This window comes from Acidovorax sp. Root275 (assembly GCF_001428965.1).
GTDB lineage: Bacteria > Pseudomonadota > Gammaproteobacteria > Burkholderiales > Burkholderiaceae_C > Acidovorax > Acidovorax radicis.
This window is the reverse complement of the sequence record NZ_LMJH01000011.1, coordinates 36,000-50,502: the sequence shown is the minus strand read 5'-3', so window position 1 is coordinate 50,502 and position 14,503 is coordinate 36,000. Positions and strand designations below refer to the sequence as shown.

Sequence of the window (14,503 nt, the reverse complement as noted above, 5' to 3'; positions counted from 1 at the left end):
GGGGGTTAGACCAGGGCCTTGATCTGGCTGTAGTTGATGGTTTTGCCGTTGGCCAGGGTCAGCACCAGCTGGCCGTCTTCGGCACCTGCGGCCGTCACCTTGGACAGGGCCAGCGACGTGCTGTCGATCTTGGTCGAACCATTGACGGCACTGACGCGGAACTGCAGCCCCTCGGTGGAGCCGGTGTACTTGCTGGCATCCCACTCGAAGGTGTGGCGCCCTGCGGCCTTGGCGCCCAGGTCCATGGTCTCGATCACCTGGCCGCCAGCGGTCATGACCTCGACCTTCACCTTGGTGGCGGCCGAGCCCAGCTCAAAGCCGCCCTTGCCGGCCTTGTCGGCCACGGCCAGCGTGGAGCCTTCGGTCATCACGTTGCGGCCAATCAGGGCCGTTCCCTGCATGACCTGCAGCGAGTTGAACTGCGCCGACATGCTCTCCATCGTCTGGTTGAGCTGCTGAATGCCCGTCACCGTGTTGATCTGCGCAATCTGCGAGGTCATCTGGGCGTTGTCCAGCGGATTCATCGGGTCCTGGTTGTTCAGCTGTGCAACCAGCAGTTTCAGGAAGCGGTCCTGCGCGGCCGCCGGGTCGGTGGCGGCGGTGTTGGCCTTCGTGCCGGTTGCGTCGGTCACGGAGGGGGCGTTGGTGGCACTAAGAATCATGGTGGGGTCTCCCGGAAATTACTGGCCCATCTGCAGGGTCTTGAGGAGCAGCGACTTGGCCGTGTTCATGACCTCGACGTTGTTCTGGTACGAGCGCGAGGCGGAGATCATGTTGACCATCTCCTCCACGGCATTGACGTTGGAGTGCGTCACATAGCCCTGTTCGTCGGCCGACGGGTGGCTGGGGTCGTGCACGCGGCGGCCGGGCGTGTTGCTTTCGCTGATGGAGCTCACGCGCACACCGGCCGAGCTGTCTGCGCCCATGGGGGCGGTCTGGAAGACCACCTGGCGGGCCTTGTAAGCCTTGCCATCGGGGCCGGCCACCGCATCGACGTTGGCCAGGTTGCTGGCCACCACGTTGAGCCGCTGCGACTGCGCGCTGACGGCGCTGCCCGACACATTGAAGATGGAGAACATGGACATGGGGAGACTCGCTTTCTGCGCTGCAATGCGGGTGGCTTATTGGCCCTGGATCGCGCTGAGCATGGTTTTGGCGTTGCCGTTGATGAAACGCAGCGTGGCTTCGTAGCGCACCGCGTTGTCCACAAAATTGGCGCGTTCCCGGTCCAGGTCCACCGTGTTGTTGTCCAGGCTGGGCTGTGCCTGCACGGAGTAGCCCAGCGCACCGGGTGCGCCGGTGCCTGTGCTGGCGGCGGGCAGAGGAATGTGGCGGGGGTCTGTGGCGCCCTTGGCCCCCAAGTTGCCCGCAGTGCCCACGGAGCCCCCTGTGGCGAGGCGGGTCACACCAGATCCAGAGCCTGTGGCTTCGCGCATCGCATCGCCAAAGCTGAAATCGCGAGCCACGTAGCCAGGGGTGTCGGCGTTGGCGATGTTGCTGGCGATGGCACGCTGGCGCTCGGCACGCAGCAGCAGCGCGTTGCCGTGGAAGTCCAGCCGGTTGGTCATCTTGTCAAGCATGGTTGCCTCACACCCTGGGTTGCAATAGGGGCCGGTTTGGGGGTTTCCGGCGTGGTTCGATTGTGAAAGCCGCCGTTTTTTTCTAAAGCGCGAAGAACGCGGAAATGGGCGCGCAGTTTCGGGTTTTGCGCAGGGCCCGTGTGCCTATAGTTCCAGTCGTGAAATAGTCTTTGCCGCCAGCGCGGGAAGACCTGCGATGCCCAGGAGGCCCCATGCCAGCGATCTTCGTTTCCCCCTTCATTTCCCGTTTGGTGCGCTCTGGCGCCCTGGCCGCGGCCGGGCAGCGGCGCGCTGCGGTGCGCCACGCTCTGGCGGTGGTGCTGGGGCTGGCAACGGTTGTCGGCGGCAGTGGGGCCGCATTGGCCCAGGCTGCAGCCGACCCCAGCACCGACCTGGGGCCTTTGACCCAGCGCTGGCTGAATGACGCGATGTCGCGCAATCAGGCTTCCGGGTTGCCGTTGCGCATGGAAGTGAGTGTTGGCTCACTCGACTCCCGTTTGCGGCTTGCGCCCTGTGCGCGGGTCGAGCCGTATCTGCCAGCGGGCGCCCGCCTGTGGGGGCGCACCCGCCTGGGGCTGCGCTGCGTAGAGGGCCAGACCGCCTGGAATGTGTACCTTCCTGTGACCGTCAAGGCCTTTGGCCCAGCCTGGGTGTTGACCGGCCCGGTGGCCTCGGGGGCCGTCCTCACCGCCAACGACGCCACGGAAGCCGAAGTGGATTGGGCTGAAGAGTCGGCGGCGGTCATGGCCAACCCGGACATGTGGGTGGGACAGGTGGCCGCGCGCCAGCTGGTGGCGGGCCAGGCATTGCGCCAGACCATGGTGCGGCCCCCTCAACTCTTCCGCGCAGGTGCCCAGGTCAAGGTGGTTGCCCAGGGGCCTGGCTATGCGGTGACGTCGGCGGGGCAGGCCATGTCTGCAGGCGCTGCGGGGCAGATTGTTCGCATCCGCATGGACAATGGTCGAATGGTTAGTGGTACTGTCAATGAAAATGGAACTGTGGTCGTAGCTCTTTGATGACGCTGCCGCGATAAATGGCTAAAGTCCGGGCCAAATGGGTCGAAAACATTGCTACTGATGCCCCACATCCAACGGGGTGGTGGAGAGAGCGATGAAGATTGGTCAAAAACCGGAACTCCCGGGCGCCTTGGCGCAGACGGGGCTTGCCAAACAAGCCAAAAGTCCTGCCAGCGCTGCTGAAGGAGCCGTCAAAGACGCTGCGGCTGTGTCAACCGCCGGTGTGCCCGTCACGGTCTCCACTGCTGCCCGTGCACTGGACCAGACGGCCCGTTCCACCGGTGATTTTGATGCCAGCAAGGTCAAGGCTGTGCGGTCGGCCATCGAAAAAGGCACCTTTTCGGTAGATGCCGAGGCCATCGCCGACAAGATGCTCTCCAACGCCCAGGAAATCCTGGCCCGCTCCCGCGGCTGATTCGTCAACTCACTTGGCAGGCGGGTGCCATAGAACGCACAATGCGCCATGTCGCTGGAAGAATCCCTCTCGGCTGTTGAACAGCTGATCGAAAAAGTCTCCGCCGCCCTTCTCGCGGCAGATCCCCAATCCCTGGAAAAGAACAGCACGGCCCTGCGGGATGCAGCGGCTCAGTTCGCGCGCATTCTGGAGCAGACGGCGGCCAGAGGCCTGCCTTTGCCGGTGCAGTTGCAAAAGCGGGTGGATGCTATCCACGGCATGCTGGCCAACCACCGCGAGGGCCTCGCCCGCCTGTCCGCCAACGCCGACCGCCAGGTTGCCAGCCTGCTGCCCCAGGCCGGCTCCCCCGCCACCTATGGCGACGGCCGCGGCGCCCAGCCCGGCAAGCCCGGCGTGGCACGGATCTACAAGTCGGCGGGCTGAGTCGAGTCGCAACTCAAAAAAGATAGCTGCCAGCGCTTGAGATACCTGTGTTTGAATGGTCAAACCGGTTTGATCCGACGCTAGTCAAGCGCGAGCAGCTATCCCATCGATAGCAAACCGGGTTCAGTACGTCGGAGTTCGGCCGAGCGCAATGGCCGTCGAAACGGTCGCAGCCCAATACCAGTGCCACCGTGGATCTGGCTTCGCCAGTCCAGGGGTGGCGTCCCCCTCAGGGGGGAGGCGCCGCAGGCGACTCGGGGGAGTCATGGCCTCAGGGGGAGCTAATGCGCGCGCATCTTGGCGCGCAGCCGGGCGATCGACTGGCTGTGCAGCTGGCACACCCGTGACTCGGTAACCCCCAGCACGGCTGCGATCTCCTTGAGATTCATGTCGTGCTCGTAGTACATGCCCATGATGTGCTGCTCACGCTCGGGCAGGGTCTTGATGGCATTCACCAGCGACATCTTGAGCCGCTGGTCGCGCAGCATTTCCATCGGGTCGGCATCGCCATCGGCAACGTGGCGGTCGAGGAAACCATCGTCGTCGTCGTTGCCATGGGTCATGTCTTCCAGGTACACGAGTTGTGTGCCCCGGACCTTGCCCAGCAGGTTCTGGTAGTCGGGCAGGCTCATGCCCATCTCACTGGCGATTTCAGACTCCAGGGGGCTGCGGCCCAGCTTTTGTTCCATCCGGCGCACTGCGTGCTCGATGTCTTTCTGGCTCTTGCGAGAACTGCGTGACATCCAGTCCCCCTCGCGCAACTCGTCGAGCATGGCGCCGCGGATGCGCTGGGTGGCAAAGGTCTCGAACTGCACGCCCTGGGCGACTTCGTAGCGCGACAGGGCATCCGCCAGGCCCATCATGCCGACCTGGATCAAATCGTCCAGCTCCACATTGGGGGGCAGCTTGGCGATCATGTGGTGCGCAATCCTTCGCACCAGCGGGACGTGCTGGCGGATCAGCGCATCACGATCGAGCTGGCCTTTGGCGGTGTACATCGTGTTATCCACCTTCAAGTGCCTGCAAAGCCGCCGGGCAGGCCGGTTTGGCCTAGCCCCGCATGTGCCAGGGCCTGAACGCCGCATGCGGCGGCCAGCAACGGCATGGGGTTAAACAAGTACATCACACGCTCTGGTACGCTGGTCAATGGCTCCGGACGAAATGCGCAGGCATTTCTGTCATGTTGCAAGGCGGCAGGGCCGTCAGCGATTCACTGATAGTGCCCGCATTTTCCAGCAGTTGCAAGGCCAGGCGCTGGAGGTCCTGGGGGTTCTGCGTGGCGATGGTGGTCGTGCGCACCGGGCCACCCAGGTGGCGCTCGGCGCAGTCCTGCAGGGTCAGCAGTGCGTGTTGCGTCTTGCGCCGTTCGGCCGCGGTGTTGCCATGCAGCAAGGCCGCCACCATGCAGGGCAGGGTGGTGTGCTGTGCGATTTGCTTGAGGCTCTTGTAACTGGTGAGCACACCTGCCGAGCCGTCACCCATCACCACCAGCGGTATGGTGGACGTGTGCGTCAGCAGCGGTCCGAGTGTGGCCGCAGGCGCGTGCAGCACGATCAGTCCGTACGTCCGAAAATAGGGCAGCAGGCCGGGCAGCGGCGCCGTTTCATTGCGGCTGGCCTCCCGGCTGATGCGCAAAAGGCCCTTCGCCGCCGGAATCACCGCCAGTGACGATGCCATCGCCCCCATGTTGAGGCTGACGCCCTCGTTCCACGGTGCCTGTTGCAATAGGTGCAGCAGCCCCGGGCAGTCGTCCGTCTCCTGGGCGGTGCCGTCAAGCACCACCACCGGGTAGCCCAGGCGCTGCAGGCTCGCGCAGATCTGCCACAGCGTCTCCAGCCCGGTGCCTGCGTTGTCCTGGCTGGCGACCGCCACCACCCGCAATTCAGACTGCGGGGTGAAGCTGTGCAGGCCGGCCGCCTGGTGAAAGCCGATATCAAGCATCGACCAGCCCTCGCTCGTTCATGGTGTCAGGCGAATGCGAGAAGAAGAAGTTCAGGTCGGTCGCCTTGGGATCAAAGGCCGATTTGGCGGGCGCGCGCATGGAGGTGCTGATGAGCTTGTGTGCATCGGCGCGCTCCCAGTCTTCCGGCACGCGCTGGCCGTTGGTCACGCCGCGCAGCACCATCTGGTGGCGGATCAGTGCGTCGATGGCGGGGCCGAGTTTCACGGCTTCGTCCACCTTGGACAGGATGGCTTGCTGGGAGCCCTCGGTCTTGAAGGCAGTAAGCACGTCATCGAGCGTGTCACCATGGCAGCCCGCATTGAGCACCAGCAGGCGATTGACGTGGGGCAGGTCCAGCACGTCGAGCATGTCGCGCTTGCGCGGGTCGCGCGGGGCAACGCCCGTGGTGTCGATCAGCACCATCTTCTTGCCGCTGAGCAGGCCCAGCAGGTCCTGCAGCGCGGCGCGGTCGTGCGCCAGATGGGCCACGATGCCCAGCATGCGGCCATAGGTGCGCAGCTGCTCGTGTGCGCCGACGCGGTAGGTGTCGAGCGTGATCAGGCCCACGCTGCCGGGGCCGTGGATGCGTGCGCACAGTGCGGCCAGCTTGGCCGTGGTGGTGGTCTTGCCCACACCGGTGGAGCCCACCATCGCGAAGATGCCGCCTTGCTCGTACAGCGGAGGTTCGACCAAGTCGGTCTTGAGATTGCGCTCCAGCACTTCCATCAACCAGCGCACCGACTCTGCGGCCGACAGCTCTTCGGGCATGCGTTCCAGCACGGCGCGGGCCAGCGAGGGCGAATAGCCCGCGCGGATCATCTTGAGCATGAGATTGGACTGGATCGGATTCTGGCGCGCCTGGCCCAGCCAGGCCAGTGTGTTGAAGCGGTCTTCGATCAGCTCCTTCATCGCATGGAGTTCGTTCATCACGCTTTGCTGGTTGTTCGACTGGATCAGGTTGGCGCTGGCGGCTTCCTGCCGGCGGCGTGGCGGCTCGGGCGGGATGTCCATGGGGATGGTGCGCAGCGGGTTGTGGCGCACCACGGCGGGCGCGGGCATGCGTTCACGTTCCGGCTCCTGGTCGCGGCTGCGCTCCGACAAGGTTTGTGGTTCGGCAGGGCCATTGAGCGCCTCGTGGCGGCGGCGCAGCATGCGCTCACGCACGTAGTCCTGGAACGACAGCGTGCTCATCGCCAGCTGCTCGGTGTCTTCCTCCACCGGGTTGCGGCCCAGGGTGTTGGCCGTGGCTGCCTGGCTTGTGCGCAGGGGCGCGCTGCGTGCCGGTGTGGGGGCCAGCAAGGGCGGGTTGCTGGAAGAGCCGGCACTGCCGCCGCCATCCAGGGCCGACAGGGTGTCCTCGGCCGTAGCCACGACTTCGACGCCGTTGGCCGTGGGTCGGTTGGACAGGATCAGTGTGCCGTCGCCAAAGGCCATGCGCGCTTTGGCCAGAGCCTCCCGGGATGTGGGAGCGTGGAAGCGTTTGATGTTCATGCTGATGCACCTCTAAGGATCGGCCCAATGCGGATGGTGTGGGTCTCGGGGATTTCACTGTGCGCAAGCACCTGCAGCCGGGGGGCCACGCGGCGCACCAGGCGGGAGATCGCGTTGCGGATCTGGTCGGGAACCAGCAGGCAGGCGGGCAGGCCCATCTCTTCCTGCTTGAGGGCCACCTCGGCGGCCTTTTGCGTGAGGATGTCGGCCACGCCCGGGTCCAGGGCGGGGCCGGCTGTGTTGCCCAGCGCCTGTACCAGCAGGCGTTCGAGGCCGGGTTCGATGGCGATGACGTTGAGTTCGCGGGTGGGGCCGTAGATCTGTTGCACGATGGCGGGCGACAGCGCGATGCGCACGCGGCGGGCCAGCTCGACCGGGTCGGAGATGCCACCGGCGTGCTCGGCCAGCGTTTCAATGATGGTGCGGATATCGCGGATGTGCACAGACTCTTCCAGCAGCAGCTGGAGGACTTTCTGGAACGTTGCGATGGAGACCATTTTGGGGACCACTTCTTCGATGAGCTTGGGAGCCAGCTTGGCCACGTGTTCCACCAGTTGCTGCGTTTCCGTGCGACTGAGGAGCTTGGCGGCTTGCACTTGCATCAAGTGTGACAAATGGGTGGCCATCACGGTTTCGGAATCAACGACCGTAAAACCAGCCATTTGTGCGGCTTCCTTCTGCCGGTCGTCGATCCAGTGTGCTGGGAGTCCAAAAGCAGGGTCTGTGGTGGGGGTGCCAATCAGCGGCGTGGTGATGCCGCCCGGGTTGATGGCCAGGAACATGCCGGGGAAGGCTTCGCCTTCGCCCACCACCACGCCACGCAGTGTGATGCGGTAGCCGCTGGGCTTCAATTCGAGGTTGTCACGCACGTGGACGGCCGGAGGCAGGAAGCCGACTTCCTGCGCAAACTTGCGGCGCACGCCCTTGATGCGCGTGAGCAGGTCGCCCTGGCGGCTCTTGTCCACCAGGCTGATCAGGCGGTAGCCCAGCTCCAGGCCAAGCAGGTCCACGGGCTGCAGATCGTCCCAGGTGGCTTCGCCATCGCTGACGGGGGCGGGCGGGGCCTCGACTTCGGGCGGTACCTTTTGGCGCTCGTGCAGCACCCAGGCGCCATAGGCGAGCAGGCCACCCATGGTCAGAAACACCACGTGGGGCATGCCCGGGATCAGGCCCAGCAGCAGCAGGATGCCAGCGGTCACGCCCAGCACGCGGGGCGACATGAAGAGCTGCTGCACGATCTGGCGGCCCATGTCGTGGTCCTTGCCCACGCGTGAGATCACCATGGCGGCGGCTACCGAAATCAGCAGGCCGGGGATCTGCGCCACCAGCGCATCACCAATGGCCAGCAGGATGTAGCTGTCGGCCGCCTGCTTGGCCGAGAGGTCATGCTGCAAAACACCGATGGCAAAGCCACCGATGATGTTGATCAAGAGGATCAGGATGCCGGCGACCGCATCGCCGCGCACGAACTTGGAGGCACCGTCCATGGACCCGAAGAAGTTCGCTTCTTCCGCCACTTCGGCGCGGCGGCGCTTGGCTTCCTTCTCGTCGATCAGCCCGGCGTTCAGGTCGGCATCCACCGCCATCTGCTTGCCGGGCATGGCGTCCAGCGTGAAGCGGGCCGACACTTCGGCAATGCGCTCGGCGCCCTTGGTGATCACCACAAAGTTGATCACCACCAGGATCGCGAACACGATCAGCCCGACAGCAAAGTTGCCACCGATCAGGAAGTGGCCGAAGGCCTCGATCACCGCACCGGCGGCGCCCGGGCCCGTGTGGCCTTCCAGCAGCACCACCCGGGTAGAGGCCACGTTCAGCGACAGGCGCATCAGGGTGGTCAGCAGCAGCACCGATGGGAAGGCCGCGAAATCCAGGGGGCGCAGCATGTAGGCCGCCACCATCATCACCATCAGGGCCACGGCGATGTTCAGCGTGAAGAATGCGTCGAGCAGCCACGGCGGGATCGGCAGCACCATGAGCGCGAGAATGGCGACCACCAGCAGCGGCGCCGACAGGCCCTGCAGGGCGCCTGCATTGCTGCCAGCCCATTGCCGAAGAGACGTTACGGAGGTGTTCATACGGCAGCGCCTTGCACGGGAGTGCGGTTCAGCGGATCGAGTTCAGGGGGCACAAACGGCTCCACCAGGCCGTCAGGCATGTGGCCTTCTCCACGCAGGGCGGCCTTCAAGCGGTAGACATAGGCCAGCACCTGGGCCACGGCGGTGTAGAGCGCGGTGGGAATGGCCTGGTCGAGCTCGGCATGGGCATACAGCGCCCGGGCCAGCATGGGCGACTGCAGCACGGGCACGTTGTGCTCCTTGGCGACATCGCGGATCTTGAGCGCGATGAGGTCGGTGCCGCGCGAAATCACTTGCGGGGCGCTCATGGTCTTTTCGTCGTACTTGAGCGCCACGGCGTAGTGGGTGGGGTTCATGACCACGAAGTCGGCCTTGGGAACGGCGCCCACGCTGGCACGGTCGGCAATCTCGCGCTGCTTTTGGCGGATGCGGCCCTTGGTGTGCGGGTTGCCGTCGGATTCCTTGTGCTCTTGCTTGATTTCTTCGTGCGACATCTTCAGGCGCGCCTTGAAGAAGTAAGCCTGCAGGGGCACGTCCACCAGCGCCGCCAGAAACACCACCAGCAGCAGCAGGCTCATGCCGGACGTGAGCCAGTCCGCCAACTGGCGGATGGCCATGGGGGAGGGTTGCAGCACCAGCATGGCCACGGTGTCGATGCTGTTGCCCATGAACTTCCAGGCCACATAGCTCAGGATCGCGGTCATCAGCACCATCTTGGCCACATTGGCCATCTGCTGCTTGGAGAAAAGGTTGGCCACGCCCGAGATCGGGTTGAGCCGGTTGAATTGGGGGGTGATCGGCTTGAGGCTCAGAATCCAGCCGCCCGCGCCAATGGCGCTGATCAGGGCGGCGGCGCTGGTGAGAAGGGCAAACACCGTGCTGGCCACTAGGCCCACCAACATCATGTCCTGCAAGCGCTTGAGCATGGTGCCCGGTGCCATCACGGTGGCGGCATCAAACGCCAGCTGCTGGCTCATCGCCCGCTGCATATGGTCCATCAGTTGGGGGGCCAGCACGAGAAGGCAGGCTGCCCCGGCACCGAGGATTGCCAAGTGGGAAAGATCGCGTGAGCGCGCTCCCTGGCCGTCTTCGCGCGTCTTCTGCAGCTTGCGCTCTGACGCGGGTAGGCTTTTTTCTTGGCTGGATTCCATGATGGCATGACGGCTGGTGTCATGCCATTGTCGTGAGCGACCCGGAAATCTAAAGCCCGATAAAGAGGTGGCAGCCCCCCCTTTTCGATGCGGCGTGAAGCGGCTTCACGCGCATACGGTCACTCGCTGGCAACAGCCCAATGCAGGAGGAGGTTGTCAAAATTGATAGCTGCTAGCGCTTGATGGGTAAACGCTAGAGATCATTTTGATCAATAAACCGGGGATGAAGCCCCCCGCGGGCTGTCAGAACCCGAGGCTGGCGAGCAGATCGTCCACCTGGGACTGGTCAGTCACCACGTCGGGGGTGTGCTCGGGGTCCACCACGGGCCCCTGCAGGTGCGCGGTGCGGGCTGGCTCGACCACGGCGGCCACCTGCGCATTGGCGGGGGCGGTCTGGATCAGCAGCTGCACCAGCTGGTCTTCGATGGTGGCGGCCAGGTTCACCACGCGGGCGATCACCTGCCCCGTGAGGTCGTGAAAATCCTGCGCCATCATGATTTCGGTGAGGTGCGTGTCGGCTTCCTTGGTCACGCGCTCCACGTCGGTGAGGAAGTTGAAGATCTCGCCCTTGGCCACGGCCGCCACCGGGTCGGCCACCAGTGAGTTGACGACCCGGCGCGTTTCCGCCGCGATGTAGTCGTGCTGGGCCTTCGCCTGCTCGACGCGGTTGAGCACCTTTTCGGCCGCTTCACCGGTCAGGCGGGCGATGTAGGACAGGCGGCTTTGCGCGTCGGGCAGCTCGCCCATGGAGCCGCGCAGCTTGTCGGCATAGCCCAGTTCGTTGAGCGAGTCGTGCAGCTGGCGGGTCAGCTGGCCAATTTTGTGGTGTACATCGGCAGGCGGCTGGCTGTTGTCCGGTGTGTCGTCCATGGTGTCATAGCCCCATCTTTTTCAGGATCAAGGTCACTTTCTCTTCGAGCGTGGCCTTGGTGAAGGGTTTGACGATGTAGCCCGCGGCACCGCCCTGGGCGGCCGCCACGATGTCTTCCTTGCGGGCTTCGGCTGTGACCATGAGGACGGGCAAGTGCTTGAGCTTGTCGTCCTTCTTGATTTCCGCCAGCAACTGAAAACCGTTCATGTTGGGCATGTTGATGTCGGTCACCACGAAGTCGAACTTGCTGTTGCGCAGCTTGTTCAAGGCGGCCACGCCGTCTTCGGCCTCGTCGGCATCGGCAAAGCCGCTTTCCTTGAGCAGATTGCGCACGATGCGCCGCATGGTGGAGAAGTCGTCAACGATCAAAAAACGAAGGGCTGTGGTCACGTGGGACCCTTTCGGTCGGAAATGGCTGTAAGTATTGTCATGGGTGGCAGGTTTGGTGACAAGTCGTAACTTTTACCTGACAGGGGGGGGATTTTCCCGCTTTTCATTCAACAGTTCTGTCGATGTGATTTCAGGAATCCCCTTGCCCATGAGTCGTTCTTCGGCCTCCCGGGTCAGCACCGTGATGGTGATGCGCCGGTTGGCGGGTGCACGTGGGGTTTTTGGCTCCAGCAGATCACTGGCCGCCAGGCCCACCACACGTCCCAGTTTAGCGTCTGGCATGCCGGCCGAGACAAGCTCGCGGCGCGAGGCATTGGCGCGGTCGGCCGACAGCTCCCAGTTGCTATAGCCCCGGTCGCTGTTGCCGTAGGGCACGGCATCGGTATGCCCTGCCAGGCTGATGCGGTTTTCCACCCCGCCGAGGGCAGCGCCGATCTCGCGCAGGATGTCGCGCATGTAGGGTTTCACCAACGCGCTGCCACTGTCGAACATGGGGCGGTTCTGGTCGTCGATGATCTGGATCTGCAGGCCGTCGGGCGTGATATCGATGCGGATCTGCGACTTGTATTCGTTCAGGCGCGGGTTTTCGGTGATGAGTGCGTCGATCTTGGCCTCCAGGGCCTTGATGCGGTCCAGGTCCTGCTTGGCCTGCTCGGCCTTGGCGGCGTCGATGCTCATACGGCGCTGCTTGGCCGCCTCCACGTCGGAACGCCGCACTTGTCCATGCACCTTCGAGAGATCGTTGCCCCCGCCCGGAATCACGCTGGAGCTGTTGCCCGCGCCATCGCCGCCCGTCATCGCCACCTTGAGCGGCGACGCAAAATACGCGGCAATCCCCTGCAGCTCGCCCTTGGCCGTGGAGCCCAGCAGCCACATCAGCAGGAAGAACGCCATCATCGCCGTCACGAAGTCGGCATACGCAATCTTCCAGGCGCCACCATGCACCGCATGGCCGCCCTTCTTGATGCGCTTGACGATGATGGGCTGGAGTTTTTTTTCTGCCATGGCGTTGTGGACTTCGCGGCGCTGCCGTCGCTACTTCTTGCCCTTCACATGCCCCTCCAGCTCGGAGAAGCTGGGGCGGACGCTGGAGAAAAGCACCTTGCGGCCAAATTCGATGGCCGTGGCGGGGTTGTAGCCCTGCATGCTGGCCAGCAGGGTGGACTTGATGCACAGCAGCTCCTTGGCGGCGTCCTCGGTCTTTTGCTCGACCAGGCCGCCCAGGGGTTCGACCACACCGTAGGCCAGCAAAATCCCGAGGAACGTGCCCACCAGCGCCGAGCCGATCATGCCGCCCAGCACCGAGGGCGGCTGGCCCACCGAGCCCATGGTGTTCACCACGCCCAGCACGGCAGCCACGATACCGAAGGCGGGCAGGGCGCCAGCCAGGCGCGCCAGCGCGGCCACGGGGGCGTGGGCCTCCTGGTGGTGGGTGTCGATCTCGCTGTCCATCAGCGCTTCGATCTCGTGGGAGTTGAGGTTGCCCGAGACCATCATGCGCAGGTAGTCGGTGGTGAACTCGATCACATGGTGGTCGCTGCCCACGGTGGGGTATTTCTTGAAGATCTCGGACTCGTGGGGCGCTTCCACATCCTTTTCGATCGCCATCAGCCCTTCCTTGCGGGCCTTTTGCAGGATGTCATAGAGCATGGCCATGAGCTCCATGTAGCGGGCCTTGGTGTATTTGGAGCCCTTGAGCGCCATCGGGATGGCGGCCAGGGTGGCCTTGATCACCTTGGGTTGGTTGTTCACCACGAAGGCGCCCAGCGCGCCGCCCAGGATGGTGACGATCTCGAAGGGCAGGGCCTTCAGGATCACGCTGATGTTCCCGCCGTGCACGATGTACACGCCGAAGATGCAGCCTAGGCAGACAACGTAACCGATGATGACGAACATGCTTTAGACGTGTTGGGCGGCAGCCGAGGCAAAACAGGAGGGCGGGCAGGGCCGCTGGCAACGCGGCTTACCGAAGGTTACTGCAAATGTATCGGATTGAAGAGCCTGGAATGCGCTCAAGAGTGCCATCAACACAGGGCTTCTCTGGCAAATGGCGCCATCGCCACACCTGCGTTTCCTTCGGCCGTGCCTCGACCTTCCTTGGCCGGGCCGGTGCGACCTGGCCTCGCCAACCCCCCCCCCGCGTTTTGCGCAAAGGTTGGGATGGTGGCGCTGAATATGGCCAGTGTCAGAGGATTCCCTATAAAATGCCGCTGGCGCTTTATGGTCAATAACTTGTTGCTATAAATTTGGTAGCTTTATGGGGTTGCTTGGCACCCGCTCACACCTGTGCGCAGTGTCAATCGCTGCATTTGGCCCGTATTTCCGCAGTGACAGGGCCTTTTGGTGGCGCAGGGGCTGGACTATGCTGCGGGCATGAAAGCCGTACTGCTCGCGGGGGGGCTGGGAACCCGCATCTCGGAAGAGTCGCACCTGCGTCCCAAGCCCATGATCGAGATCGGCGGGCGGCCCATCCTTTGGCACATCATGAAGATGTACGCTGCCCATGGCGTCAACGACTTCATCATCTGCCTGGGCTACCGGGGCTATGTGATCAAGGAGTATTTCGCCAACTACTTCCTGCACATGTCGGACGTGACCTTCGACATGGCCAACAACCGCATGGAAGTGCACCACCGCCACGCCGAGCCCTGGCGCGTGACCTTGGTGGACACCGGCGAAAGCACCATGACCGGCGGGCGTTTGCGACGGGTGCAGGAATATCTGCCTGCGGGCGAGCCCTTCTGCTTTACCTACGGCGATGGTGTTGCCGACCTCGACATGACGGCCCAGTTTGCCTTCCACCGCGCCCATGGCCGCCAGGCCACGGTGACGGCCGTGCAGCCTCCGGGCCGCTATGGCGCCCTGGTGCGCGATGGCGACACCGTGGCCGGGTTCGAGGAAAAACCGCGTGGCGACGGCGGCTGGATCAACGGCGGCTTTTTTGTGCTGCAGCCCGAGGTGATCGGCCACATCGAAGGCGACGCCACCAGCTGGGAGCTGGAGCCCATGGCCCGCCTGGCCACCAGCGGCCAGCTGCGCGCCTTTGAACACACGGGCTTTTGGCAGCCCATGGACACCCTGCGCGAGAAGAACCTTCTCGAAGACCTGTGGCAATCGGGCCGCGCGCCCTGGAAGTGCTGGTAACC

At 64.1% G+C, this 14,503-nt stretch carries 16 protein-coding genes; 4 read left to right on the top strand and 12 right to left on the bottom strand.

Annotated elements, in window-relative coordinates:
- Nucleotides 1-5: 5 nt before the first annotated feature.
- Genes ASE52_RS23695 through flgB form a run of 3 tightly spaced genes read right to left on the bottom strand, consistent with a single transcriptional unit; the run spans nucleotide 6 to nucleotide 1,580 of the window.
- Nucleotides 6-662: a flagellar hook capping FlgD N-terminal domain-containing protein gene (locus ASE52_RS23695; protein ID WP_057229767.1), complete on the bottom strand. Its 657-nt coding sequence runs from the start codon at nucleotides 660-662 to the stop codon at nucleotides 6-8.
- Between the two features lie 18 nt (nucleotides 663-680).
- Nucleotides 681-1,085 carry a flagellar basal body rod protein FlgC gene (gene flgC, locus ASE52_RS23690; RefSeq protein ID WP_010466097.1) on the bottom strand — a complete coding sequence of 135 codons (405 nt, stop codon included), beginning with the start codon at nucleotides 1,083-1,085 and terminating at the stop codon, nucleotides 681-683.
- A gap of 36 nt (nucleotides 1,086-1,121) precedes the next feature.
- Nucleotides 1,122-1,580: a flagellar basal body rod protein FlgB gene (gene flgB, locus ASE52_RS23685; protein WP_057229766.1), complete on the bottom strand. Its 459-nt coding sequence runs from the start codon at nucleotides 1,578-1,580 to the stop codon at nucleotides 1,122-1,124.
- A 212-nt stretch (nucleotides 1,581-1,792) separates the two neighbouring features.
- Here flgB and flgA point away from each other — a divergent pair, with 212 nt between their 5' ends.
- From flgA to ASE52_RS23670, 3 genes are all read left to right on the top strand, one after another.
- The gene (gene flgA / locus ASE52_RS23680; RefSeq protein WP_241777093.1) at nucleotides 1,793-2,596 is read left to right on the top strand and encodes a flagellar basal body P-ring formation chaperone FlgA; all 804 of its coding nucleotides are present in this window, start codon (nucleotides 1,793-1,795) and stop codon (nucleotides 2,594-2,596) included.
- Nucleotides 2,597-2,690: 94 nt separating this feature from the next.
- On the top strand, nucleotides 2,691-3,011 hold the full coding sequence (gene flgM, locus ASE52_RS23675; protein WP_057229764.1) for a flagellar biosynthesis anti-sigma factor FlgM: 321 nt from the start codon (nucleotides 2,691-2,693) through the stop codon (nucleotides 3,009-3,011).
- A gap of 48 nt (nucleotides 3,012-3,059) precedes the next feature.
- Entirely contained in the window at nucleotides 3,060-3,434 is a 375-nt protein-coding gene (locus tag ASE52_RS23670) for a hypothetical protein (RefSeq protein WP_057229761.1), read from the top strand.
- 281 nt (nucleotides 3,435-3,715) lie between these two features.
- On the opposite strand, the gene ASE52_RS23665 is transcribed toward ASE52_RS23670, so the two are convergent.
- The 9 genes from ASE52_RS23665 to motA form a co-directional block, all read right to left on the bottom strand.
- On the bottom strand, nucleotides 3,716-4,432 hold the full coding sequence (locus ASE52_RS23665; protein WP_010466088.1) for an RNA polymerase sigma factor FliA: 717 nt from the start codon (nucleotides 4,430-4,432) through the stop codon (nucleotides 3,716-3,718).
- 145 nt (nucleotides 4,433-4,577) lie between these two features.
- Entirely contained in the window at nucleotides 4,578-5,375 is a 798-nt protein-coding gene (locus ASE52_RS23660) for a hypothetical protein (protein ID WP_010466086.1), read from the bottom strand.
- A complete protein-coding gene (gene flhF / locus ASE52_RS23655; RefSeq protein ID WP_057229759.1) occupies nucleotides 5,368-6,867 on the bottom strand; it encodes a flagellar biosynthesis protein FlhF in 1,500 nt (499 codons plus the stop codon). The genes ASE52_RS23660 and flhF overlap by 8 nt, the downstream gene beginning before the upstream one ends.
- Nucleotides 6,864-8,945: a flagellar biosynthesis protein FlhA gene (flhA, locus tag ASE52_RS23650; RefSeq protein WP_010466082.1), complete on the bottom strand. Its 2,082-nt coding sequence runs from the start codon at nucleotides 8,943-8,945 to the stop codon at nucleotides 6,864-6,866. The genes flhF and flhA overlap by 4 nt, the downstream gene beginning before the upstream one ends.
- Nucleotides 8,942-10,096 carry an EscU/YscU/HrcU family type III secretion system export apparatus switch protein gene (locus ASE52_RS23645; RefSeq protein WP_010466080.1) on the bottom strand — a complete coding sequence of 385 codons (1,155 nt, stop codon included), beginning with the start codon at nucleotides 10,094-10,096 and terminating at the stop codon, nucleotides 8,942-8,944. The genes flhA and ASE52_RS23645 overlap by 4 nt, the downstream gene beginning before the upstream one ends.
- Before the next feature lie 243 nt (nucleotides 10,097-10,339).
- The gene (locus ASE52_RS23640; RefSeq protein WP_010466078.1) at nucleotides 10,340-10,966 is read right to left on the bottom strand and encodes a protein phosphatase CheZ; all 627 of its coding nucleotides are present in this window, start codon (nucleotides 10,964-10,966) and stop codon (nucleotides 10,340-10,342) included.
- A 4-nt stretch (nucleotides 10,967-10,970) separates the two neighbouring features.
- On the bottom strand, nucleotides 10,971-11,357 hold the full coding sequence (cheY, locus tag ASE52_RS23635) for a chemotaxis response regulator CheY (protein ID WP_010466076.1): 387 nt from the start codon (nucleotides 11,355-11,357) through the stop codon (nucleotides 10,971-10,973).
- Nucleotides 11,358-11,429: 72 nt separating this feature from the next.
- Nucleotides 11,430-12,362 (bottom strand): flagellar motor protein MotB, encoded by a 933-nt coding sequence (motB, locus tag ASE52_RS23630; RefSeq protein ID WP_010466074.1) that lies wholly within the window; start codon nucleotides 12,360-12,362, stop codon nucleotides 11,430-11,432.
- A gap of 30 nt (nucleotides 12,363-12,392) precedes the next feature.
- Nucleotides 12,393-13,253, bottom strand: coding sequence for a flagellar motor stator protein MotA (gene motA / locus ASE52_RS23625; RefSeq protein WP_010466072.1), 861 nt, complete (start codon nucleotides 13,251-13,253; stop codon nucleotides 12,393-12,395).
- A 477-nt stretch (nucleotides 13,254-13,730) separates the two neighbouring features.
- Between motA and rfbF the strand changes: the two genes are divergently transcribed.
- Nucleotides 13,731-14,501, top strand: a complete 771-nt coding sequence (gene rfbF, locus ASE52_RS23620) for a glucose-1-phosphate cytidylyltransferase (protein ID WP_057230042.1) — start codon at nucleotides 13,731-13,733, stop codon at nucleotides 14,499-14,501.
- The last annotated feature ends 2 nt before the right edge of the window (nucleotides 14,502-14,503 follow it).

Excerpts from the sequence above, each read along its gene's own strand:
- ASE52_RS23670 (WP_057229761.1), top strand. The coding sequence starts at position 3,060 with ATGTCGCTGGAAGAATCCCTCTCGGCTGTTGAACAGCTGATCGAAAAA.
- ASE52_RS23665 (WP_010466088.1), bottom strand. The coding sequence starts at position 4,432 with ATGTACACCGCCAAAGGCCAGCTCGATCGTGATGCGCTGATCCGCCAG.
- motA (WP_010466072.1), bottom strand. The coding sequence starts at position 13,253 with ATGTTCGTCATCATCGGTTACGTTGTCTGCCTAGGCTGCATCTTCGGC.
- flgA (WP_241777093.1), top strand. The coding sequence starts at position 1,793 with ATGCCAGCGATCTTCGTTTCCCCCTTCATTTCCCGTTTGGTGCGCTCT.
- ASE52_RS23660 (WP_010466086.1), bottom strand. The coding sequence starts at position 5,375 with ATGCTTGATATCGGCTTTCACCAGGCGGCCGGCCTGCACAGCTTCACC.
- flgC (WP_010466097.1), bottom strand. The coding sequence starts at position 1,085 with ATGTCCATGTTCTCCATCTTCAATGTGTCGGGCAGCGCCGTCAGCGCG.
- flhF (WP_057229759.1), bottom strand. The coding sequence starts at position 6,867 with ATGAACATCAAACGCTTCCACGCTCCCACATCCCGGGAGGCTCTGGCC.
- flgM (WP_057229764.1), top strand. The coding sequence starts at position 2,691 with ATGAAGATTGGTCAAAAACCGGAACTCCCGGGCGCCTTGGCGCAGACG.
- ASE52_RS23645 (WP_010466080.1), bottom strand. The coding sequence starts at position 10,096 with ATGGAATCCAGCCAAGAAAAAAGCCTACCCGCGTCAGAGCGCAAGCTG.
- flhA (WP_010466082.1), bottom strand. The coding sequence starts at position 8,945 with ATGAACACCTCCGTAACGTCTCTTCGGCAATGGGCTGGCAGCAATGCA.
- motB (WP_010466074.1), bottom strand. The coding sequence starts at position 12,362 with ATGGCAGAAAAAAAACTCCAGCCCATCATCGTCAAGCGCATCAAGAAG.
- rfbF (WP_057230042.1), top strand. The coding sequence starts at position 13,731 with ATGAAAGCCGTACTGCTCGCGGGGGGGCTGGGAACCCGCATCTCGGAA.
- ASE52_RS23695 (WP_057229767.1), bottom strand. The coding sequence starts at position 662 with ATGATTCTTAGTGCCACCAACGCCCCCTCCGTGACCGACGCAACCGGC.
- ASE52_RS23640 (WP_010466078.1), bottom strand. The coding sequence starts at position 10,966 with ATGGACGACACACCGGACAACAGCCAGCCGCCTGCCGATGTACACCAC.
- flgB (WP_057229766.1), bottom strand. The coding sequence starts at position 1,580 with ATGCTTGACAAGATGACCAACCGGCTGGACTTCCACGGCAACGCGCTG.